Source organism: Streptomyces vietnamensis, assembly GCF_000830005.1.
Taxonomy (GTDB): domain Bacteria; phylum Actinomycetota; class Actinomycetes; order Streptomycetales; family Streptomycetaceae; genus Streptomyces; species Streptomyces vietnamensis.
Genome location: NZ_CP010407.1, coordinates 5,837,736 through 5,857,366, shown reverse-complemented (window position 1 = coordinate 5,857,366; position 19,631 = coordinate 5,837,736). Strand labels below are relative to the sequence as shown.

Below are 19,631 nucleotides of genomic sequence, written 5' to 3'. Positions count from 1 at the left end.
GTCACCGCTCCTCTGCCTGGGTCGTGGGGCGGTCTTCGCCCTGCGGGTGGTAGGTGAAGCGGCCGCCGGCGGTCCGGCCGACCTCGACGACCCATTCGGTGGCGTGGGTGCCGTCGACGACACCGGGCAGCGCCTCCTCCAGGTAGCTGCCGCCGGTGTCGGCGCCGCGCCGTTCCAGCATCCGGGGCAGTACGCGGGCGCCGAGCGCGCTGCTCAGGTCGACGTACTGGGGCTTCTGCTGGAGCCGCTTGGACTGGATGTCGGGGGCGCCGACGGAGAGCGGGCCCTCGTCCTCGGGGACCGTCTTGACGACGACCTCCTCGGGGACGCCGTGCCGGGCGCGCCAGGCGTTGAGGGCGAGGAGCCGGTCGTGCTCCTCGGGTCCGGCGGCGAGCGCGGTGCCGAGTTCCTCTCCCCCGTACCAGCGGCGGCGGCCGATGAGGACGTCGCCGACGGCCATGCGGGGCGCGGTGCGGGTGGCGGCCTTGTCCCAGGGGGTGGCGGCGTGCCAGCTGTTGGGGAGGGCGTTGAAGAGCCGGCCGCTGATGGCGAGCCCGGAGGCGACGGAGAGCGGCGGCGGGAAGAGGCCGGGGTGGCCGGTGCCGAGGGGCAGGACCCGCAGCGGGGCGCCCTCGGCGTCCTCGACGCGCAGCGAGTCGGTGTCGGGGTCGTGGGCGAGCCGCAGTCCGAACCAGTCGTCGGGGGTGAGGCCGCCGGGCAGCACGGGTGTGTGGGCGTTGACGTTGAGGCGGTGCAGGCCGAGGTCCTCGGTGACGCGGGCGCCGTCGTGTCCGTACACGCGGCGGACGTGCTCGGCGAGGCGGGGCAGGGCCCGGCCGCCCATCCTCCGGTCGGCCTCCAGGAAGCGGGCGTACAGCATGCCGTGGCCCGGCAGGCCGTCGTTGAGGACGAGGTGGCCGTCGCCGCGCTGGAGCAGGACGCCGTAGATCAGCGGGTCGCGGCGGAATCGTTCCGGCAGTGCGGCAGTGAGCCCGGCGACCTGCTCGGGGCTGATGCGGAGGGTGTCGTCGCCGCGCTCCACGGCCTGCCCGATGAGGGCGTGCACGGCCTCGGTGACCTCGCGGCGCAGCTCGTAGATGCGCTCCAGGGAGCCGTCGGCGGGGCCGATGCCCTTCAGGGCGGCCGGGTCGCCGGGGCCGTCGGGGCCGTACACGGCGGCCATGGCGGCGGCGCGGCGGGAGACCTCGCCGACGACGAAGGGCGCGTGGGCGGCGAGGGGGACGTTCGCCCCGGGGCCGAACCGCTCGACGAACGCGGCGGTCATGAGGACCCGGACGTCGTGCAGCCAGTCGAAGACGGTGAGGAGTTCGACGGCGGGCCCGAGGTCCTTCAGGGACTCCTTCCAGGGCTCCGTGTCCACCGCGAGCGGCGGCATCACGTAGTCCTCCTCGACCGTGACGTGCGCGGGGCGGCCCGCCGCGTGCGAGAGCTCGCCGAGGGCGCCGCGCAACTCGGCGAGCGCGGCGCCGCGTTCGGCGGCGGGCGCGGCCGTGAAGGCGGGCAGACCGGTCTTGACGCGGTCGGTGAGCTCCTTCGTGAGCGGGCGGTCGTCGTCCGGGGAGAGCAGGTCGTCGTAGTCGGCGGAGCCGTCCTCGGCCTCGTGGAAGGTGCACAGGAGGCCCTGGGCGACGGCGCCCCTGACCTGGCGGTCGGCGTCCTCGGGGGTGCGTCCGGAGCGTTCGGCGACGTGGGCGACGACGGACGGGAAGGGGCGGGGGCCCATGGAGACCGCGTCGAGGAGGTCGCCTGCGGGGCCGTCGAGGGAGACGGCGGCGCGGCGCATCCCCTCGGGGCCCGGCCGCAGGAAGAACAGCTTCCCGGCCGCCGGGTCGGGCGCGGAGGTGGGCGGAAGCCCGATCCAGAGCTCTTCGAGGTTCCGGTCGGCTGGGTCGGGCAGGCCGCCGACCACGTAGTTGAGCATCACGCGGTCGAGGCCGGGGAAGGCGGTCGCGCCGGGGAAGCCGGCCTCGTCGGGGCCGGGTCCCGCCGGGTCGGGCTCCGCGATGCCGACGGCGGTGAACCGGGCGAGCGGGCTCGTGCGGACCATGGCGCGGGTGACGTACTGGATGAGTCCGCGCTCGGACTTGCGGGACTTCGCCGGGACCTTGCCGGGTGCGGCGACGGCCGTGCGGTACCGCTCGGCCTCCTGGTGGACCTCGGGTGCGACGAGCGCGAGGGAGCGCAGCAGGTCGGGGTCGCCGAGGAGCCCGGCGAGGACACCGCGCTCGCGTTCGGCGGCGTCGGGGTAGCCGGCGACGAGTTCGCCGCGGATCCGGTCGCGCTCCGCGCGGGCCGCGAGCCAGGCCTCGACGGCCGGGGTGTCCGGCGTCTTCTTCGGGGCCTTGTCGTTGTGCACGGACCGGCGCAGGGCGATGAGTTCGCGCCGCTCGGCGTCCTCGGTGGCGGCGCCGATCCGCTCGTACAACTCGTCGGAGGCGGCGGAGGCGGCGTCGGCGAGGGCCTGCTCGGCGGTGGTGAGCAGGGCGAGCAGGCGCCGCAGCTCGAGGTCGGCGAGGCGGGCCCGGCGCAGCGGGTTGACCCGCAGGAACCAGAGCGGCTCGGGGACGGCCGCGGCGGCCGGCCGGGGCTCGGACCCGGTCGCCCCGGCGGTCGGGGGGACCGGGGCCGGGTCCGTCGGGGTGCCGATCACGGGGGCGGTCATCGCTGGGCTCCCTGGGGGGCGTGGGCGGTCGTGCTCGGGTGTCCGGCGGAGCCGTTCGCGGCGATCCGCTCGCGCCAGGAGACGCCGAGCACCTCGTCGACGGTCTCGGCGATCGCGTAGCACGTGTAGTAGCGCTGCATCGGGGAGACGGTGAGCAGCGGGAGCTGCTCGTAGAAGAGGTTCGTGAGGAGGCGGAAGGCGGCGAACCACGGCGACGGGGACGAGGTCACCCCGGCCGCGCCGACGGTCCGGTGGAAGTCGCTGTCGGGCTGCTCGCCCTGCGGGACGACCCGGGTGGCCCCGGGCGGGCCCATCTCGGAGCGGTCGAGGCCGTCGGTGGCGGCGTCGAGCAGGTCGAGGCTGAGGGTGCCGGCGGCGACCGCGCTCTCCAGCGCCCCGGCCCCGTAGGCGAAGCCGGTGCGCCAGGCGGCGGCGGTCGCGGAGACCTCGCCGCTCAGCCGCTGTTCGACGACCCGGCGGAGCATCGGCGCGTCCTCGGCGAGACGCTGGGCGAAGACGGGCCGGACGTCCTTGGTGGGCGCGGCCCAGGCGAGGAAGGCCTCGACGTGGGAGCGCGGCGAGAAGACCCCGTAGCCGAGGCCGAGGGCGTGGGTGTCGGCGAGTGCGGCGAAGGCCTCGGCGAGGCGGAGGGTGCCGGAGCCGGGCTCGCCCGCGAGGTCGTCGACGGTCCGCAGCAGGGCGGGGGTGAGCGCCGCGTGCACGACGGTGCGGAAGGTGTCGAGGCGCGGGTCGCGGGAGGCGTTCGCGCCGGCCGTCCCGCCGGGGGCGATCCGCTCGACGGCACCGTGCTCGCGCAGCGGCAGGTAGGGCGGCTGGACGGCCTCCAGGCGGCCGAACTCCCGCGCCTGGTCGAGGTAGGCCTCCTCGGTGAGCGCCCGGGGCGGGTCGAGCGGGCCGGCGTCGAGGCCGCGGAGGACCGCGTCCCAGTCGGGGCCGCCGCCGGGGATTCCGGCGGCGTCCCGGGCGAGGATGTCGACGTGCGGTCCGTGGAGCCACCCGCGGCGCAGCTGGACGGCGGGGGCGCCCGCCTCGTTCAGCGCGCGGGCGACCGGGACGACGTACCGGGCGAGCCAGGCCGGTGTGACCGGCATCCGTGTGTGCAGCCGCACTCCCGTCAGGCCGTCGGAATCCGGCTTCACGGCAGTGCGCTCCAGCGCATCAACCCCCATGCTTTCGCACCTTCCGAGAAATCGAGAATAAACGTCCTGTGTTCCGCTCGAAATCATGCCGTGCGGGAATTGGAGCGGAACAGGGAAAAGAAGTCGCCGCTGACATGTGTCACGCTTTCCGTGACGCTCGGGCCATGGGATCGACCGGCGCCGTCCGATCGAACTGGCCGAAAATAGACAACCCGGTCGGATCATCGCTGTAGTGTCCGCGCCATGACTACGGAAACCACCGACGCGGAGTGCCTGGCGCTCACGCGCAACCTGCGCCGACGCGGCGCGATCGTCCTCGCCGTCTTCGCCCTCGTATGGGCCTTCGCAGGCGGTTCGGGGATAGCGGCGGTACCGGTTTCGGTCACCGTCGGCGTCGTCGCGGCGGCCGTCACGGTCGGCGCGGTGGTCCTGGCCTTCCGGGGCACCGCGGGTCCCGTGACCCGTCTGGTGCGGCTGCCGGAGAAGTGGAACCGGGGGGTCGGCCTGGTCAACGCGGCCGAGCTGGTGGCGATCTTCGCGGTGATCGCCGCGTCGAACGCCTCGGGGCACCCGGAGTTCATCCCGGTCGGGATCTGCCTGGTCGTGGGCCTGCACTTCTTCCCGCTCGCCCGCCTCTTCGACCAGTGGCAGTACAAGTGGACCGCGGTCTTCCTGACGGCGGTCGCGCTGGTGGGGCTCGCCGTCCTGGCGGCCGGCACCACGGCGGAGACGATCCGCACGGTGGTGGGCCTGGGCGCGGCGCTGGTGCTGTGGGCCTCGTCCTTCCACGTCGCCCTGCGGGGCTGACCCGCCCCGTACGACACGGTCGGCGCACGCGAGGATGCGCCACCCGGCCGGAGCCGGGCGGTCGCATCCTTCGTGCGTCGTGCGTTCAGCCTCGGTTACCCGGTCAGCAGGCCGAGCAGGTGGAGGACGAGGACGACGAGGTGCCGATCGAGCCGCTGGAGGCACCCATCTCCGGGAGGGCGACACCCTGGGCGACCTCGAGGGTCTCCAGCTCGTCGACGTTGAAGTCGTCGAACGCCTTGCCGTCGCCGTTCTTGATGTCGTCGATGCTCATGCTGTGTTTCCTTTCAGCGTTTCGGTCGGGGGATGTTCAGCAGGCGGAGCAGGTGGAGGACGAGGAGGACGAGGTGCCGATCGAGCCGCTGGAGGCACCCATCTCCGGGAGGGCCACGCCCTGGGCGACCTCGAGGGTCTCCAGCTCGTCGACGTTGAAGCCGTCGAACGCCTTGTCGTCGCCGTTCTTGATGTCGTCGATGCTCATGTGAATTCCTTTCGGATTTCTTCTCGGCAACCGTTCGGCTGCATCACCAATAATGCTGACCGGCCGTCGGGTGCACCAGCCTTTCCAAGCACCGCCTGACGTTTATCACGCCCGGAATAACGGGCGTCACGCCGAAAGGCTCAGGGGTTATCGGGAAGGGACCACTCGGGGCTGTTGAGCATGCGCCAGCCCTCCCCCGGCTCACCTGCGACGGAATCGTCCGGGCGCCGGCTGCCGAGCAGGAAATCGCCCACCGAGGACTCCTGGAGGTAGTCCAGGCCCAGGACCCGTGCGGACATGTCGGCGTCGCCGTTGCCCAGGGCGCACGGGGCCAGGCCGAGGGCCGTCGCGACCAGGTACATCGTCTGGTAGAGCACGCCGGTGTGCCGGAGCGTGGTGGCGTAGGCGATGGCCCGGTACTTCCACGACATGCGCTGGAAGCGGGCCGTGACGGTGACCAGCACGTCGGGGCGGGCCTCCATGCCGGTGGCCCGGGACGCCACGTGGAAGAGGGACTCGCGGTCGGCCTCCTCCTCGTTGCGCAGGACCAGGCGGTGGCCGACGGGGTCGTAGTAGTAGATGCCGGGCTCCAGGCCCGCGCAGCGCCGCACGGTGACGTACAGCTCCAGCTCGTAGCCCTGGCCGCCGCTCGGGTACGGACGGGAGACCACCTCGTCGCGCGTGCTGCCCGGCTCGGGGGTGTAGTGGGCGCGGACCCGGGCGACCCGGTAGAGGAACTCGCCGAGCTGGCGCGCCGTCATCTCCTGCTCGCCGTACCCCCGGATGGAGCGCCGGGTCTCGATCGCGGTGGTGAGCGAGGGGTCGCGCTCGGCGATCTCCTCGCGGGTCGGCCGGTACAGGGGCATGGACGGCCCCTCGGGCACCGGCTTCACCGCCGGACGCGGCTCGATCGCGCCGCGGTGCGGGTAGACGGCGCCGAAGACGTCGTCGTACCGGCCGGAGCGGATCCGCGAGTGGAAGAGCAGGTCGTGGAAGTCCCACTGGCGCAGGACGGGTTCGGCGTCGGAGGCGAAGGCGCCGTCCTCGTCGGCGAGTTCGGCGAAGCCGGCGCCGACGAGGTGGGCGAGGACGTCGGTGGTGGACTCGGCGTCGAGCCCCGCGTCCGCGCCGAGGCGCCCGGGGGTGCCGGGCGCGCCGAGGGCGGCGGCCAGGGTCCGGGCGGCGGCGTCGGTGAGCACGGCGCGGTACTTGACGAGCGGCGACTCCAGGACGAGGGCGCCCTCGCGGCTGCGGCAGAAGGCGAAGCGGGAGAGGCGTACGGTCGCGTCGGGGCGGACGGCGACGGGCTCGTACGCGGCGTCGCGGGCGACCGGCTCCAGGCGCACGAGGACCCGCCGGGAACCCCGGGCGAGGACGGCGTGGGCGAGCAGGTGCCGGGCGCGGCCGAGGATCCGCTCGACGTGGACGCGCTCGGCGGGCAGCAGTCCGGCGTACAACTCCTCGGCGGGCAGGGCCCCTTCGGCGAGCCGCCCGAGGGCGGCACGGACGGCGCCCCGGACGGGCCGCACGGCGATCGAGGTGGTGGGGCCGACGAGGGTGGCGACGTCCCCCTCGTCGCCGAAGAGGACCTGGACGCCACCGGTGAACACCGGGACGGCGGGCGCGGGTTCGCCTGCGGCGGGCGGAACGGGCCCGGCGCCACCGGTCGTTGGCGAGGCGGCGTCCCCGGCACCAGCGGCCGCCGTCGAAGCGGCCTCCCCGGTGTCGGCGGCCCCCGGCGCGGTGAACTGGACGGGCCCGGCGCCACCGGTCGCAGTCGGGGCGGCGTCCCCGGCGTCGGCGGCCCCCGGCGCGGTGAGCCGGACGGGCCCGGGCCCCTCGGCCCCGGGCGCGGCGGGGGCGGCGGGCGCGGCGGGGGCGGGTGCCCCGGTGTCCCGGGCCTCGGGTTCGATGGCGGATGCGGGTGTCTGCGTGGTCTGCACGGGGCCTCCGTGGGCGCGTGGACGAGGGTCCGGCGCCGGGGCCGAGCGGCCCGGGCGCCGGCGGACGGGACGGCGCCGTGCGCAGGGCAGACGCCGGGCACCAGCCTCGCGCCCGGAATACCGCCCCGGTCCGCCGCCGCGGAAATCCGTGACATTTCCCGGGCGGTCTCGTGACGGGTCGCATTCCGGGCCGTGACTCCCGTCATCCCGGAGGCCCGCATTCCCCCGCCCACCGGCCGGAATGACCGAGGTCATCGATCGCGTGACACATGCAAGCACCGGGGCGAACTCTCTCGGAGTTCCGCCCGTTCGCGCCCATGCTCGGAGAGCGAATAGAACGAACCCCTCGCTCCCGGAAAACCGTCACGTAAGGAATCCCGCAGTGTTCTCTCGCCGCCATGCGATACGACTCGGACTCACCGCCGGTGCCGTCGGCGCTGTCGGCGCGGCCGGCGGGGTCTTCCAGGGCCTCACCTCCGGCATCCCGGCCGCGGCCGCCGAGCCTCCGGCAGGCCCGCCCGCGGTCGCCCCGTTCACCGTGCCGCTGCCGCGCCCGAAGGTCCTCGCCCCGTACCGCAGGACCCGGTCGGCCGACTACTACGCGGTCACCATGCGCAAGACGGCCGTGGAGATCCTGCCCGGTCTGAAGACCGAGGTCCTCACGTACGACGGCACCTTCCCCGGCCCCACCATCCGCGCCCGCAGCGGCCGCACGGCCGTCGTCCGGCAGATCAACGGGCTGTCGATGCCGACCTCGGTGCACCTGCACGGCGGGGCCAACCCGCAGGAGTACGACGGCGGCATGACGGACCTGATCCAGCCGGGCGCCGCGAAGACGTACGTGTACGCCAACCGGCAGGTGGGCGCCACGCTGTGGACGCACGACCACGCCCACCACATGGAGTCCGAGCACGTCTACCGGGGCCTCTCCGGGCTCTACCTCCTCGGCGACGAGGCCGAGGACGCGCTCGGGCTGCCCTCCGGGGCGTACGAGGTGCCGCTGATCCTGCGGGACGCGCACTTCGACGCGGCGGGGCAGATGGTCTACACGATGGACGACGCCCTCAACCGCACGACCATCCTGGTCAACGGCGCCCCGTGGCCGTACATGAAGGTCAAGGCCCGCAAGTACCGCTTCCGGATGGTCAACTCCTGCAACCTGCGGATCTTCGTGATGGCGCTGTCCGACGGCAGCCCCATCATCCACGTCGGTTCCGACGGCGGGCTGCTGCCGGCGCCGGCGCCCTCGCCGGTGATCGTCCTCTCCCCCGGCGAGCGCGCCGACTTCGTCATCGACTTCTCCCGGTACGCGCCGGGCACCCAGGTCACCCTGTCGAACATGCTGGGGCCCGGCCCGACCGAACTCGTCGGGCAGATCATGCGCTTCGACGTCGAGGAGAAGGTCGACGACCCCAGCCGGGTGCCGGACGTCCTCACCACCCTGCCGGCGCTGCCCACGCCGACCGTCGAGCGCTCCTTCGAGCTGCGGATGGACGAGCCGGGCACGGGCTCCAAGGCGTACATCAACGAGAAGACCTTCGACCACGACCGGATCGACACCGAGATCGCCTGGGGCTCGACGGAGGTGTGGACCGTCAAGAACACCAGCACGACCGTCCCGCACAACTTCCACACGCATCTGGTGCAGTTCCGCATTCTCGAAAGGGACGGAATGCCGGTCTATCCGGCGGAGGCGGGACTCAAGGACACGGTGCTCCTCTTCCCGGGACAGACCGCGAAACTCCAGCTGACCTTCGACACGCACCGCGGGGTCTTCCCCTATCACTGCCACATGATCGACCACAGCGCCATGGGAATGATGGCGCAGATGCGCATCTCCTGACTTCTTCCCCTGACTTCTTCCCCTGATTTTCCCGCCTCTTCCGGAAAGGAGGAACGATGTACGTACGCCGCATTCTCGATGCCCTCGGAAAGGACCCCGGGCGCGTGGTGATCGACCACGCCGACGAGTCCGTCACGGCCGGCCGGCTCGCCGGCTCCGTGCGGGCCGCGACCTCCCTGCTGCACTCCCGCGGCGTCCGCCCCGGCGACACCGTCGCCGTGCTGACCGGCCCGAACCGGCCGTCGATGCTCGCCGCCCGGTACGCCGTCCATCTCCTGGGCGCCACCTCCGTGTACGTACGGTCGATGAACCCGCGCACCGACACGGAGACCTTCTCGGTCGCCACCCAGGCCCGGCTCCTGGAGGACCTCCGGGTGTCGGTGCTGCTCGTCGACGACGAGAGCGCCGAGCGCGGCGAATGGCTCACCCGCCGCGTACCGGAGGTGACCCTGCTGACCGTCCCCTGGGGGACGGAGACGGCGGGGCCGCTGCCGGCGCGGCTGCCCGAGCCGCGCCCCGGGGACCTCGCGACCGTCGAGTTCACCAGCGGGAGCACGGGCCGGCCGAAGATGGTCGCCCAGCGGTACGACACGCGTGAGGAGCTGGTCGGCCACCTCGCCCATGGCCTCGATCCCCGGGGACCCGCGACGCTGCTGTCCGTCACGCCGATCAGCCACACGACCGCGCCGATGGCCGACGCGGTCCTCGGGAGCGGCGGACGGGTCGTCCTGCACGACGAGTTCGACGCGGGCGACGTCCTGGACGCCTTCGAGCGGCACCGGGTGACGGACGTCTACCTGGCCGTACCGCACCTCTACCGGCTCCTGGACCATCCGGCCGCCCCGCTCACCGACCTGTCCTCGCTGCGCCGCATCACCTACAGCGGCACCCCGGCGGCGCCGGCGCGGGTGGCCAGGGCCGTCGAGCTCTTCGGCGACGTGCTCATCCAGGTGTACGGGACGACGGAGGCGGGCGGCATCAGCAGCCTCAACCCGCTCGACCACCGCGAGCCCGAACTGCTCGGCTCGGCGGGCCGCCCGTTCCCCTGGGTGCGGGTGGAGATCCGCGGCCCCGGCGGCGGACCGCAGGTGGAGCGGGGGGTGACGGGCGAGATCTGGATCAGCTCGCCCACCGTCACGGCCGGCTACCTCGGCGACGAGGGGCGCAGCCGGACGGTCTTCCGCGACGGCTGGCTGTGCACCCGCGACCTGGGGCACTGGGACCGGTACGGCTACCTCCGGCTGGACGGCCGGATCGGCGACGTGATCAAGCACGGCGGTCTCAAGCTGGATCCGGCGGCCATCGAGGAGGCGCTGATGCGCCATCCGCAGGTGCGCCAGGCCACGGTGTTCGGGGTCCGCGACCGCGACTGGGTGGAGCAGGTGCACGCGGCCGTCGAGCTGCACTCGGGGGCCGGGCACACCTCCTGCGACCTGCGCGGGTACGTGGCCGCGCAGCTGACCCCGGAGCACACACCGGTACGGGTCTCGGTCTGGCCGCGGCTGCCGCTCACCCCCTCGGGCAAACCGGACCGCGCCTATCTGCGCTCCGTCTCGCCGCCGGACCCCACCGCCGACCCCGCGGGCGTCGGAGCCGGCGGACCGGCCCCCAGCTCCCCGCGCGGAGCCACCGCGCGGGCCGACCCCGTCCGCGCGCGCGGACCGGGTCACCCGACCGATCACGCCTCCTCGCGAACCAGAAAGGGCGTTCCATGACCGGTTACGGCCACTTCGCCCGGTCGCTGCGGCTACGGCGGCTCTACCGCCACAGCACGGCCGGCCTGATGATCACTCCTCTCGACCACTCGATCCACGACGGTCCGGTGGTGCCCAAGGGCACGACGCTCGACCGGCTCGCCGCCGAGATCGCCGCCGGCGGCTCGGACGCCGTCGTCGTGCACAAGGGCAGCGTGCGCCACATCAGCCCGGAGCGGTTCGCCGCGATGTCGCTGATCATCCACCTCAACGCGAGCACCAGCCAGGCGCTCGACCCCAACGCCAAGTACGTCGTCGCCGGCGTGGAGGAGGCCCTGCGCCTGGGCGCGGACGCGGTCAGCGTCCACGTCAACCTCGGCTCCGACGACGAGCGGCAGCAGATCGGCGACCTCGGCAGGATCGCCGACGCCTGCGACCGCTGGAACCTGCCGCTGCTCGCCATGGTGTACCCGCGCGGGCCGCGGATCAGCGACCCGCGGGACCCGGCGGTCGTCGCGCACGCCGTGACGATCGCCGCGGACCTGGGCGCGGACCTGGTCAAGACCGTCTTCCTCGGATCCACCGCGGAGATGCTCGACCTGACCGCGGCCTGCCCCGTGCCGGTCCTCGTCGCGGGCGGACCCGCCCTCGACGAGGAGGAGGACGTCCTGGCGTACGTCCGGGACGCCATCGCCGGCGGGGCGGGCGGGGTGGCCATGGGCCGCAACATCTTCCAGGCCAAGGACCCGCGCGCCCTGGCGGCCAAGGTCGCCCGGATCGTGCACCACTTCCCCGAACAGCACTTCGCGGACGGCCCGTTCGGCGCGGCGGACGGAGGGGACCGGCTTCACGGCGAACGCCTCACCCCCGACCACCTCGACGACGCCCGGCCCGAAGACCCCGACCACCCGACCCTCGACCACCCGACCCTCGACGACTCGACTCTCGACGACCTGACAGGAGGTCCGCATCATGACGGACGCCAAACTGTGCTGGCTTGACATCCGCGAGGCCGGCGCCGCCACCGCCGCCGTCCTGGAGGAGGCGGTGCACCAGAAGATCGACGGCATCGTCGCCGCCGACCCGGCCGTCTTCGCCGGCCTGCCGCCCACCGTGCGCAAGGTCCTGCTCTTCGAGGACGGCGCCGCGACCGTCCCCGCCGACCTGGGCGAGACCGACGTGGTGATCGTGCCCGGCCCGCGCGACGCCCGCGCCGAGCTCGAAGCGGCCCACCCGGACGTGCAGTTCGGGCGGTACGTGGAGATCGTCGACGCCGACACCCTGGAGGACGCCTGCCTGGCGGCCCGGCTTGAGGCGTGGAGCGTCCTCGACTTCCGCGACCCGACGAAGATCCCGCTGGAGATCGTCATCGCGGCCGCCTCGGGCGCACCCGGTTCGATCGTGACGACCGCGGCCGACACCGAGGAGGCCGAGATCCTCTACGGCGTCCTGGAGCACGGCTCGGACGGGGTCCTGATGCGGGGCCGTACGGTCGGCGACGCGACGGCGCTGCGGACCGCGGCCACCGCGCACGGCGGCGAGATCTCCCTCGTGGAGCTCACCGTCACCGCGACCACGCACATCGGGATGGGCGAGCGGGCCTGCGTCGACACCACGACGCACTTCCGCAAGGACGAGGGCATCCTCGTCGGCTCGCACTCCAAGGGCATGGTCCTGTGCGTCAGCGAGACCCACCCGCTGCCCTACATGCCGACCCGCCCGTTCCGCGTCAACGCGGGCGCCCTGCACTCCTACACCGTGGGACAGAACGGCCGCACCCACTACCTGAGCGAGCTGCACGCCGGCAGTTCCGTCCTGGCGGTCGACGTGGACGGCCGCACCCGGCCGGTCAGCGTCGGCCGGGTGAAGATCGAGACCCGTCCGCTCATCTCCATCGACGCGGTCGCGCCCAGCGGGCAGACGGTCAACCTGATCCTCCAGGACGACTGGCACGTGCGGGTCCTCGGCCCCGGCGCCGCGGTGCTGAACAGCACCGAACTCAAGCCGGGCGACCGCATCCTGGGGCACCTGCCGACGGCCGACCGTCATGTGGGCTACCCGATCGACGAGTTCTGCCTGGAGAAGTAGGAGCACCCCGCACCGCCTTCTCGTGACGCCCCGCCCCGGCACGCCCCGTGCCGGGGCCGGCTCGCGTCCGGGGACCCGGGCGCCGCTCACAGCAGGCCGCATTCGGCGGCGATGCGGGCCGCGTCGAACCGGTTGCGCCCGCCGAGCTTCTTGATCGCCGCCGAGGTGAGGTTCCGTACCGTTCCCGCCGCGAGATAGAGCTCGCCCGCGATCTCCTTGACCGTCGCCCCGTCCGCGGTGAGCCGGAGCACGTCCGCCTCGCGGACGCTGAGCACCGCCTCGCCCGTCGCCGGTGCCCGCAGCAGCCCCGGGTCGACCGTGAGGCAGCCGCCCGCGACCCCCACCAGGGTGGTGATCAGCTGCGGCAGCCGGGCCGTCTTGGGGACGACGCCGAGCGCCCCGGCGGCCACCGCCCGGTCCACCACCGACGGCGTGGCGGAGCCGACCATGAGCGCCACCCCGCAGGACGGATGCTGCGAGCGGACCTCGCCGGCCGCGCGCAAGGCCTTGCCGCCCATGGTGGACTCGCCGAGCAGCAGGACGGTGGGCCGATGCCGCTGGACGGCCGGCAGGACCGCCTCGAAGGTCGTGGCGAGCCCCACGACGTCCAGGCCGTTGGTGCCGTTCAGGGTCTCGGCGAACGCTTCCAGGACCAGTTGGTGATCACCGGCCACGACGACGCGAATGGACATGTCTCTCCCCGTGGTGACTTCTCGCAGTGAGTGGCGCCCGGTCAGCGACTGGGCGTCCGGGCCGCGTCGGCGGCCAGGCCGTCGACGACGCAGCGGACCCAGACGTGGTCCTCGGCCGTCCCCGGCCCCGGGCCGTCCCCGGCGGCCGGGTCCCGCTCGATGTGCCGGGCGCCGGCGGGCAGCGCGGCCGCGAGGGCGGCCGAGACGGCCCGGAAGGCGCGCCGGAGGCCCTCGCCGGCGCCCGGTGGCGGCAGCACGACGACCGCGGCCGCGACGGGCCCGGCGTCGGCGGCGATCTGCCCGGGCAGCCGGGCCGCCTCGGCCGGGTCGCCGACGTCGATCCGGTACGGGAGGGCCACGAGCCCGCGGTCCGTGAGCGCCTTGCAGAGGAAGGCCGCGTTGGTGGCGGCGTCGTCACCGCGGCCCGGATGGCCCGCGCCGACGACGGCGACGATCGCCCCGGCGGCACAGAGCCGGGTGGTGAGCTCCCGGCCGGCGCCCGTCGTCGCGTCGACGACCAGGACGACGAGACCGTCGAGCCGAGGCGGAGAGGAACCTGTACGGGCCACGAGAACGCCCTTTCGAGAAGATCGTCCAGCAGGTAGCGTGCTGATCGTGTCAATGGTGTGAAAAGGGTGGCTAGGCCACCTGGCAAGGGGGACACCACGTGGACGAGGTCTCGTCGCTCGATCAGCACACGCTGGGCGTGTACCGCGCGATCCTGTTCCACAAGGAGCACGATCCGGAGCGCCTGGCGCAGCTGCTGAACCGCACGACCGAGCAGGTGGAGGAGGCACTCGTCCTCCTCACGCGGCTCTCGCTGCTCGCACCGTCCCGGGACACCCCGGGCGGGGTGCGGGCGGTGAACCCCTCGCTGGGCCTGAAGGTGCTGCTCCAGCGGGAGGAGCGCGAACTCGCCTCGCGGCAGCAGCGGATCGAGCAGAACCGGGCGGCGCTCGCCGCCCTGGCCGCCGAGTACACGGCCTCGGGCCGCTCGGGCGGTCTGGACGGGGCGGAGCACCTCGACAACGTCGACGACATCCGCACCCGGCTCGAGGCCCTCGCCGAGTCCTGTACGCACGAGTCGCTGGCCTTCCACCCCGGCAAGGCCCTCACCGAGGAGTCCGTGGAGGCCGGCCGGCCCCTGAACGAGCGGGCGATGGACCGCGGCGTGCGCTTCCGGACCGTCTATCTGGACAGCGTCGCGGGCGACCGGGTCACCCGGGCGCACGCCCAGTGGATGGCGGAGCGCGGCAGCGAGATCCGTACCTCGCCGACGCTTCCCATGCGGCTGCTCATCGTGGACACCACGGCGGCGGTCGTCGCCGGGCTGCCGGGCCAGGCCCAGCCGTCCGCGCTGCTCTTCAGCAGTCAGCCGGTGGTCCTGGCCATGCGTGCCCTGTTCGAGGCGTACTGGGAGCACGCCTCCCCCCTCGACGGCCCGGGGGACGCCCTGCCGGGCGGGCTCACCCCGCAGGAGCGCAAGCTGCTCCAGCTGCTCGCGAGCGGTCTCACCGACGAGGCCGTGGCGCGTGCGCTGGGCATCGGGGTGCGGACGGAGCGGCGGATCGTCGCCGACCTGATGGAGCGGCTCGGGGCGTCGAGCCGCTTCGAGGCGGGGGTGCAGGCGACGCGCAGGGAGTGGATCTGAAGCGGTCCCGCGGCGGTCGCGGCGGTGATGGGGCGCATGGCGGTCACTTCATGGGAGAGGTCGGCCAGACGAAGTCGTCCGGGATCTGGGGGATGCAGGGCAGGCCCGGGAGCGACGGCACGCAGGGGAAGCCCGGAAGCTCCGGGTGCGGCGGCGCCGGCCAGACGAAGTCGTCGCCGCCGAGGACCACCGCCGCGGGCGCGGCCGGGGCGGCCTGAGCGGCCTGGGCCGGCGAGGCGAGCAGGACTCCGCCGAGGACGGTGGCGGCGAGGGTGGCGAGGATGCTGGTGGCGCGGAGGCGACAGGACATGTGGGTCTCCATTCCGGGGCTGCCGCGTACGAGTGCGGTCGTACGCGCTTCTCGGGAGGTCCTCGGCGGCCGGGGGTTTTCAGCCTTCCCGGCCGCACACCCAGAGGAAATCATCACGGGGGCCCACCTGTCCGCTTCTGGACAGGCCAGGAAGCTGCCTGGCAAAGAGCTGCCTCACGACCTGCGGGGAAAGCGGGGCACGCTCGGGCCGGAGCCTCCTCTTCCGGCCAAAAGGCCAGGCGGGAGACGCTGCCGGGACCGGGCCGGGATCCGGCCACGCCCCACGGAATCGGTACGTCCGGGGGAACCCACGGGAAACGACACCGGGCCCCGGGCGGGCGGCAACCCGGGGTTGCTGCGCCCACCGGGACCCGGTGGATGAGGCCGCGCCTCAGACCTTGACTCAGGCCTTGACCCAGACCTTGGCTCAGGCCTTGCTGTAGTGCGCCCAGAACTCGTCCCAGGAGAGGACGCCGTCGCCGTTGTCGTCGCGCTGCTTGATGATCGCCTCGGCGACCGTCACGGTGACGTTGAAGTCGCCCAGCTCCGCCATGACGTGCTTGTACTCCTCGGCGGTGATGAAGCCGTCGCCGTTCACGTCGAACTTGTTGAATGCCGTGCGTGCCGAGTCGATGTCCGCCACTGCGTCCGCCCCTTCTTGGTGCTTGTCTGACGGGGGTCAGATTAGCTGGCCGCCCGCTGAAGGATGATGGGGGCATGAACGACGAGGTGGCACGGATCCTGGCGGCGGCGGCACGCGGGCAGTTCCCGCCCCCGGACGGCTCGACGACGGTGGTGCCGCAGCCGGGCCCCCGGGACGCGGGGGTGCTCGCCTTCACCGCGCACTCGGTGGTCTTCACGGACGCCGACCCGGAGTGGGTACGGGCCCAGCTGGCGGCCACGTCGAGCGATCCGCTCGCGGCGAGCATGAACCCGGGCTTCCTGCTCGCGCTGATGGCCCGCACCGGCCGGCACATGAACACGATCGACCTGCTCACGGTGGCGGACGCGCTGCCGGGCCCTCCCCCGCTGGAGCTCCGCGAGATCGAGGACCCGGCGCATCCCCGGGTGGCGCGGGCGCTGAAGTTCCGCGACGAGGTCCGGGTGTGGGCGGCCGACGGCGGTGTCCTGATCCTGGGCCGGGGCGTCGCGGGCCGCTGGGAGGCCGCGATCGAGGTGGACGAGGAGGTGCGCCACCGGGGCCTGGGGCGGGCCCTGGCGACGGCGGCCCGCCACCTCGTCCCGGGCGAGGTGGTGTGGGCCCAGCAGTCCCCCGGCAACGCCCGCAGCGTCCGCGTCTTCCAGGCGGCGGGCTACCGCCCGGTGGCCTCGGAGGCGCTCCTGATCGCCGGCTGAGCCGCTGGGGCCCGTCCGGTGGATCATGGCCGGGTCCGCCGGACAGGCCCTAGCGGAAGATCCCCGTGTGGCCGAGGGAGTAGCGGCCCGGCTGCGGGTAGACCGCGAGGCCGTGCGGGCCGCTGCCGACGGGGATGCGGGCGAGCTGCTTGCCGGTCGTGGTGTCGATCGCGTACACCTCGGCGTCGTACCGCCCCGAGAGCCACAGGACCTTGCCGTCGGCGGAGACGCCGCCCATGTCGGGGGAGCCGCCGTCCGGGAGCTTCCACTTCTTGGTGAGCTTGTTCTGCTGGAAGTCGAAGACGGAGACGGTGCCCTCGCCGCGGTTGGAGACGTACATCTCGCGGGAGTCGCGGCTGACGTAGAGTCCGTGGCAGCCCTTGCCGGTGGGGAGCAGGGTGGGGGTGGTGAACTTCTCGCCGTCCAGGACCCACATGCCGTGGGCCATCATGTCGGCGATGTAGAAGGTCTTGCCGTCCGGGGAGATCTTCACGTCCTGCGGCATGGCGCCGTCGAAGGGCAGTTTCTGCTGGCCGATCACCTCCATCTTCTCGGTGTCGACCTTGAGGAGTTCGCCGGAGAACTCGCAGGAGACGACGAAGTAGCGCCCGTCGGCGGAGAAGTCGGCGTGGTTGACGCCGTAGCAGCTGACCGGGACGGTCTTCTTCCGTTCCATGGTGTGGGGGTCGCGGAAGACGAGTTCGCGGTCGAGCGAGGCCATGACGACGGCGTACTTGCCGTTGGGCGTGAAGTAGAGGTTGTACGGGTCGTGGACCTCGACGGGCTTGCCGGCGACGCCGGTGGCGGGGTCGATGGGGGTGAGGGTGTGGCCCCGGTCGTTGTTGACCCAGAGGGTCTTCATGTCCCAGGAGGGCACGACGTGCTGGGGCTGGATGCCGACCGGGATGGTCTCGACGACCTGGTAGGTGGCGGGGTCGATGACGGAGACGGTGTTGGAGTTGGTGTTGGGCACGTAGACCCGGGAGGGGAAGTTCTTCACCACCGGGGAGAGCCGGTTCGGCCGGTCGGCGGCGTAGACGTCGTGCGGGTCGAGCAGGGGCGGCATCCCGGGGAGCCCGGCGGGGGCGGCGGCCGGCTTGGGTACGGCGGGGGCGGCGGCCTTCTTCACGGGGGCCGCGCCCTCGGAGTGGTTCGCGCTGCCGCAGCCGGCGAGACCGGCGAGGAGGGCGGCGGCGAGGAGGATCCTGGATCTCTTCGTGAGGTGTGCCATCAGCTCAGCAGCTCCGTGGTGGTGACCGCGCTCAGGCCGCGGCGGTCGAGGTCGGCGAGGAGGAGGGGCAGCGCGGCGGCGGTGTCCGGGTAGCCGAAGTGCAGGCTGACGACGGATCCGGCGCGGACGGGCCCCGTGACGTTGCGGACGACGGCCGCCGCGCCGGGCGAGGTGAAGTCGAGGGAGTCGACGTCGTACGAGAGGGCGTGCGGGTATCCGGCGCGCCGGGCGGCGCGCAGGACGTGGGGGGCGGCGTTCCGGGTGCGGGAGGGCCTGAACCAGGTGCCGACGGAGCCGGTGAGCCGGCGCAGCCGGGCGGCGCAGGCCTCGATCTCGGCGAGGGCCTCGGCCTCGGTCATGGCGTTGATGTCGATGTGGTGCTGGGTGTGGTTGCCGAGGTCGTGGCCGCCGTCGAGGATGCGGCGGGCCAGGGCGGGCTGTTCGTCGAGCCAGCTGCCGACGGCGAGGACGGTGACGCGGGCGCCGGCCTTCTCGGCCTGGGTGAGGAGCTGCCGGGCGAGGGCGGGGTCGCCCTGGCCGTGGAAGGTGAGGGCGACCCGGGGCCGGTCGCGGGGGCCGTGGGCGATCTCGTCCGGTTGTCCGGGGAAGCGGCGGGGGGCCGGGGCGGCGACGGGCGCGGGGGCGGGGCGGCGCGCGGCGGCCGGGGCGGGGCGGGGTTCCGTGCCGCAGGCGGTGGCGAGGGCTCCCGCGAGGGCGGCGGCCGCGCCCGCCCGGAGGGCTCCTCGGCGGTCGGTCGGCTTCACGCGACCATTTAAGAGGGATGTCTCCCGATTGGTCACGATTAGGCCAATTCAGGACGTTTGCGGGGCCGCGCCGGGCGTCCAGCATGCGGACGAGCCCCGGAAACACCCGATGAACCGCATAGCCATTCACTGTTTACAAGGCGAGTGCTACACGTCACCAACGATTCATAATTGAACTGTCCGCTTTTGACCCGTCTTGCCCCGGTAGGGACTTTTGGCGGCAAGGCCCCCCGTCTGCCATAGTCGGAGACACGACCCCCATTGACCCGGGCCAGGTCGACATAGCGGCGCCGTGGATAACACCCCCCCGTCCACGGCGCACCACACGGAAGCCCCCACGCACCCCACCACGGCGCACGGGGGCTTCCGTGCGTTCCGGGATCATGACGTCAGGGGCGGTCGGCGACCCGCATCTCGAACCAGGTCGTCTTGCCGCGCGGCGCCAGGTCCACGCCCCAGCGGTCGGCGAGCTTGTCGACGAGGAAGAGGCCGCGGCCGCTGATGTCGAGCTCGTGCACCGGCATCAGACAGGGCAGCCCCCGCGAGGGGTCGCGCACCTCGATCCGGATCCAGCCGCGGCGCCGCTGTAACCGCAGCGCGAAGACCCGGGCCCCGGTGTGCCGGACGGCGTTCCCGACGAGCTCCGAGACGAGGAGCACCGCGTGCTCGGCGATCTGCGGACCCAGCGCCCACTGCCGCAGCAGGACGTGTTGAGTGAGCCTGCGGGCCACCCACGCGGATTCGGGGCGGGACGGCAGCCGGACATCCTCCTCGGCCGGATTGCCGTACAACTCCACTGCGTCGGCGGCCTGTTCGTCGTCCGCGGCCGGTGACCACCGCGGTGCGGCCGCGCTCACGCGCTGCCACGGTTGTTCCCTACCCTCCAGGCCCGCCATGCCCCCCATCATGGCCGTACGGAGGCGTCCGC

The 19,631-nt window shown here is 73.3% G+C and carries 19 protein-coding genes; 7 read left to right on the top strand and 12 right to left on the bottom strand.

Annotated features, from left to right (window positions below; genetic code table 11):
• Position 1: 1 nt before the first annotated feature.
• Together SVTN_RS26430 and SVTN_RS26425 are read right to left on the bottom strand one after the other, a co-directional pair.
• Positions 2-2,683 (bottom strand): lantibiotic dehydratase, encoded by a 2,682-nt coding sequence (locus SVTN_RS26430; protein WP_052499310.1) that lies wholly within the window; start codon positions 2,681-2,683, stop codon positions 2-4.
• Positions 2,680-3,873, bottom strand: a complete 1,194-nt coding sequence (locus SVTN_RS26425; protein ID WP_245727641.1) for a hypothetical protein — start codon at positions 3,871-3,873, stop codon at positions 2,680-2,682. The genes SVTN_RS26430 and SVTN_RS26425 overlap by 4 nt, the downstream gene beginning before the upstream one ends.
• 213 nt (positions 3,874-4,086) lie before the next feature.
• Between SVTN_RS26425 and SVTN_RS26420 the strand changes: the two genes are divergently transcribed.
• Positions 4,087-4,650: a hypothetical protein gene (locus tag SVTN_RS26420; RefSeq protein WP_041131341.1), complete on the top strand. Its 564-nt coding sequence runs from the start codon at positions 4,087-4,089 to the stop codon at positions 4,648-4,650.
• A 103-nt stretch (positions 4,651-4,753) separates the two neighbouring features.
• On the opposite strand, the gene SVTN_RS42405 is transcribed toward SVTN_RS26420, so the two are convergent.
• The 3 genes from SVTN_RS42405 to SVTN_RS26415 form a co-directional block, all read right to left on the bottom strand.
• Complete coding sequence (locus tag SVTN_RS42405; RefSeq protein WP_078908510.1) at positions 4,754-4,924, bottom strand: thiazolylpeptide-type bacteriocin; 171 nt, start codon at positions 4,922-4,924, stop codon at positions 4,754-4,756.
• A 36-nt stretch (positions 4,925-4,960) separates the two neighbouring features.
• On the bottom strand, positions 4,961-5,131 hold the full coding sequence (locus tag SVTN_RS42400; protein WP_078908509.1) for a thiazolylpeptide-type bacteriocin: 171 nt from the start codon (positions 5,129-5,131) through the stop codon (positions 4,961-4,963).
• Positions 5,132-5,271: 140 nt separating this feature from the next.
• On the bottom strand, positions 5,272-7,074 hold the full coding sequence (locus tag SVTN_RS26415; RefSeq protein WP_245727639.1) for a SagB/ThcOx family dehydrogenase: 1,803 nt from the start codon (positions 7,072-7,074) through the stop codon (positions 5,272-5,274).
• Between the two features lie 382 nt (positions 7,075-7,456).
• Between SVTN_RS26415 and SVTN_RS26410 the strand changes: the two genes are divergently transcribed.
• Genes SVTN_RS26410 through SVTN_RS26395 form a run of 4 tightly spaced genes read left to right on the top strand, consistent with a single transcriptional unit; the run spans position 7,457 to position 12,699 of the window.
• Positions 7,457-8,917, top strand: coding sequence for a multicopper oxidase family protein (locus tag SVTN_RS26410; protein ID WP_041131340.1), 1,461 nt, complete (start codon positions 7,457-7,459; stop codon positions 8,915-8,917).
• Positions 8,918-8,973: 56 nt separating this feature from the next.
• Positions 8,974-10,632: a class I adenylate-forming enzyme family protein gene (locus SVTN_RS26405; protein ID WP_063782283.1), complete on the top strand. Its 1,659-nt coding sequence runs from the start codon at positions 8,974-8,976 to the stop codon at positions 10,630-10,632.
• Positions 10,629-11,612, top strand: coding sequence for a 2-amino-3,7-dideoxy-D-threo-hept-6-ulosonate synthase (locus tag SVTN_RS26400; RefSeq protein ID WP_041131339.1), 984 nt, complete (start codon positions 10,629-10,631; stop codon positions 11,610-11,612). The genes SVTN_RS26405 and SVTN_RS26400 overlap by 4 nt, the downstream gene beginning before the upstream one ends.
• Positions 11,584-12,699, top strand: coding sequence for a 3-dehydroquinate synthase II family protein (locus SVTN_RS26395; RefSeq protein WP_041131338.1), 1,116 nt, complete (start codon positions 11,584-11,586; stop codon positions 12,697-12,699). Before SVTN_RS26400 ends, SVTN_RS26395 begins: the two co-directional genes overlap by 29 nt.
• Positions 12,700-12,785: 86 nt before the next feature.
• Here the strand turns inward: SVTN_RS26395 and SVTN_RS26390 are convergent, their stop codons facing one another.
• Both SVTN_RS26390 and SVTN_RS26385 read right to left on the bottom strand, forming a co-directional pair.
• A complete protein-coding gene (locus SVTN_RS26390; protein WP_052499309.1) occupies positions 12,786-13,391 on the bottom strand; it encodes a response regulator transcription factor in 606 nt (201 codons plus the stop codon).
• Between the two features lie 41 nt (positions 13,392-13,432).
• On the bottom strand, positions 13,433-13,960 hold the full coding sequence (locus tag SVTN_RS26385; RefSeq protein ID WP_041131337.1) for an SDR family oxidoreductase: 528 nt from the start codon (positions 13,958-13,960) through the stop codon (positions 13,433-13,435).
• Positions 13,961-14,058: 98 nt separating this feature from the next.
• Between SVTN_RS26385 and SVTN_RS26380 the strand changes: the two genes are divergently transcribed.
• Entirely contained in the window at positions 14,059-15,042 is a 984-nt protein-coding gene (locus SVTN_RS26380; RefSeq protein WP_041131336.1) for a helix-turn-helix transcriptional regulator, read from the top strand.
• A gap of 43 nt (positions 15,043-15,085) precedes the next feature.
• Here SVTN_RS26380 and SVTN_RS26375 read toward each other — a convergent pair whose 3' ends face one another.
• Together SVTN_RS26375 and SVTN_RS26370 are read right to left on the bottom strand one after the other, a co-directional pair.
• Entirely contained in the window at positions 15,086-15,352 is a 267-nt protein-coding gene (locus SVTN_RS26375) for a hypothetical protein (protein ID WP_041131335.1), read from the bottom strand.
• A 427-nt stretch (positions 15,353-15,779) separates the two neighbouring features.
• Positions 15,780-15,995: an EF-hand domain-containing protein gene (locus SVTN_RS26370; protein ID WP_041131334.1), complete on the bottom strand. Its 216-nt coding sequence runs from the start codon at positions 15,993-15,995 to the stop codon at positions 15,780-15,782.
• A 74-nt stretch (positions 15,996-16,069) separates the two neighbouring features.
• Between SVTN_RS26370 and SVTN_RS26365 the strand changes: the two genes are divergently transcribed.
• On the top strand, positions 16,070-16,708 hold the full coding sequence (locus tag SVTN_RS26365) for a GNAT family N-acetyltransferase (protein ID WP_041131333.1): 639 nt from the start codon (positions 16,070-16,072) through the stop codon (positions 16,706-16,708).
• A 49-nt stretch (positions 16,709-16,757) separates the two neighbouring features.
• On the opposite strand, the gene SVTN_RS26360 is transcribed toward SVTN_RS26365, so the two are convergent.
• The 3 genes from SVTN_RS26360 to SVTN_RS26350 all read right to left on the bottom strand — a co-directional run bounded on the left by SVTN_RS26360 (position 16,758) and on the right by SVTN_RS26350 (position 19,611).
• Complete coding sequence (locus SVTN_RS26360) at positions 16,758-17,939, bottom strand: YncE family protein (RefSeq protein ID WP_041131332.1); 1,182 nt, start codon at positions 17,937-17,939, stop codon at positions 16,758-16,760.
• Positions 17,939-18,703, bottom strand: a complete 765-nt coding sequence (locus SVTN_RS26355; RefSeq protein WP_041131331.1) for a polysaccharide deacetylase family protein — start codon at positions 18,701-18,703, stop codon at positions 17,939-17,941. The genes SVTN_RS26360 and SVTN_RS26355 overlap by 1 nt, the downstream gene beginning before the upstream one ends.
• A gap of 389 nt (positions 18,704-19,092) precedes the next feature.
• Positions 19,093-19,611 carry an ATP-binding protein gene (locus tag SVTN_RS26350; RefSeq protein WP_174518290.1) on the bottom strand — a complete coding sequence of 173 codons (519 nt, stop codon included), beginning with the start codon at positions 19,609-19,611 and terminating at the stop codon, positions 19,093-19,095.
• Positions 19,612-19,631: the final 20 nt, after the last annotated feature.

Coding starts and splice junctions, on each gene's coding strand:
- SVTN_RS26390 (WP_052499309.1), bottom strand. CDS start 13,391: ATGTCCATTCGCGTCGTCGTGGCCGGTGATCACCAACTGGTCCTGGAA.
- SVTN_RS26375 (WP_041131335.1), bottom strand. CDS start 15,352: ATGTCCTGTCGCCTCCGCGCCACCAGCATCCTCGCCACCCTCGCCGCC.
- SVTN_RS26425 (WP_245727641.1), bottom strand. CDS start 3,873: ATGGGGGTTGATGCGCTGGAGCGCACTGCCGTGAAGCCGGATTCCGAC.
- SVTN_RS42405 (WP_078908510.1), bottom strand. CDS start 4,924: ATGAGCATCGACGACATCAAGAACGGCGACGGCAAGGCGTTCGACGAC.
- SVTN_RS26400 (WP_041131339.1), top strand. CDS start 10,629: ATGACCGGTTACGGCCACTTCGCCCGGTCGCTGCGGCTACGGCGGCTC.
- SVTN_RS26360 (WP_041131332.1), bottom strand. CDS start 17,939: ATGGCACACCTCACGAAGAGATCCAGGATCCTCCTCGCCGCCGCCCTC.
- SVTN_RS26365 (WP_041131333.1), top strand. CDS start 16,070: ATGAACGACGAGGTGGCACGGATCCTGGCGGCGGCGGCACGCGGGCAG.
- SVTN_RS26350 (WP_174518290.1), bottom strand. CDS start 19,611: ATGATGGGGGGCATGGCGGGCCTGGAGGGTAGGGAACAACCGTGGCAG.
- SVTN_RS26420 (WP_041131341.1), top strand. CDS start 4,087: ATGACTACGGAAACCACCGACGCGGAGTGCCTGGCGCTCACGCGCAAC.
- SVTN_RS26405 (WP_063782283.1), top strand. CDS start 8,974: ATGTACGTACGCCGCATTCTCGATGCCCTCGGAAAGGACCCCGGGCGC.
- SVTN_RS42400 (WP_078908509.1), bottom strand. CDS start 5,131: ATGAGCATCGACGACATCAAGAACGGCGACGACAAGGCGTTCGACGGC.
- SVTN_RS26395 (WP_041131338.1), top strand. CDS start 11,584: ATGACGGACGCCAAACTGTGCTGGCTTGACATCCGCGAGGCCGGCGCC.
- SVTN_RS26430 (WP_052499310.1), bottom strand. CDS start 2,683: ATGACCGCCCCCGTGATCGGCACCCCGACGGACCCGGCCCCGGTCCCC.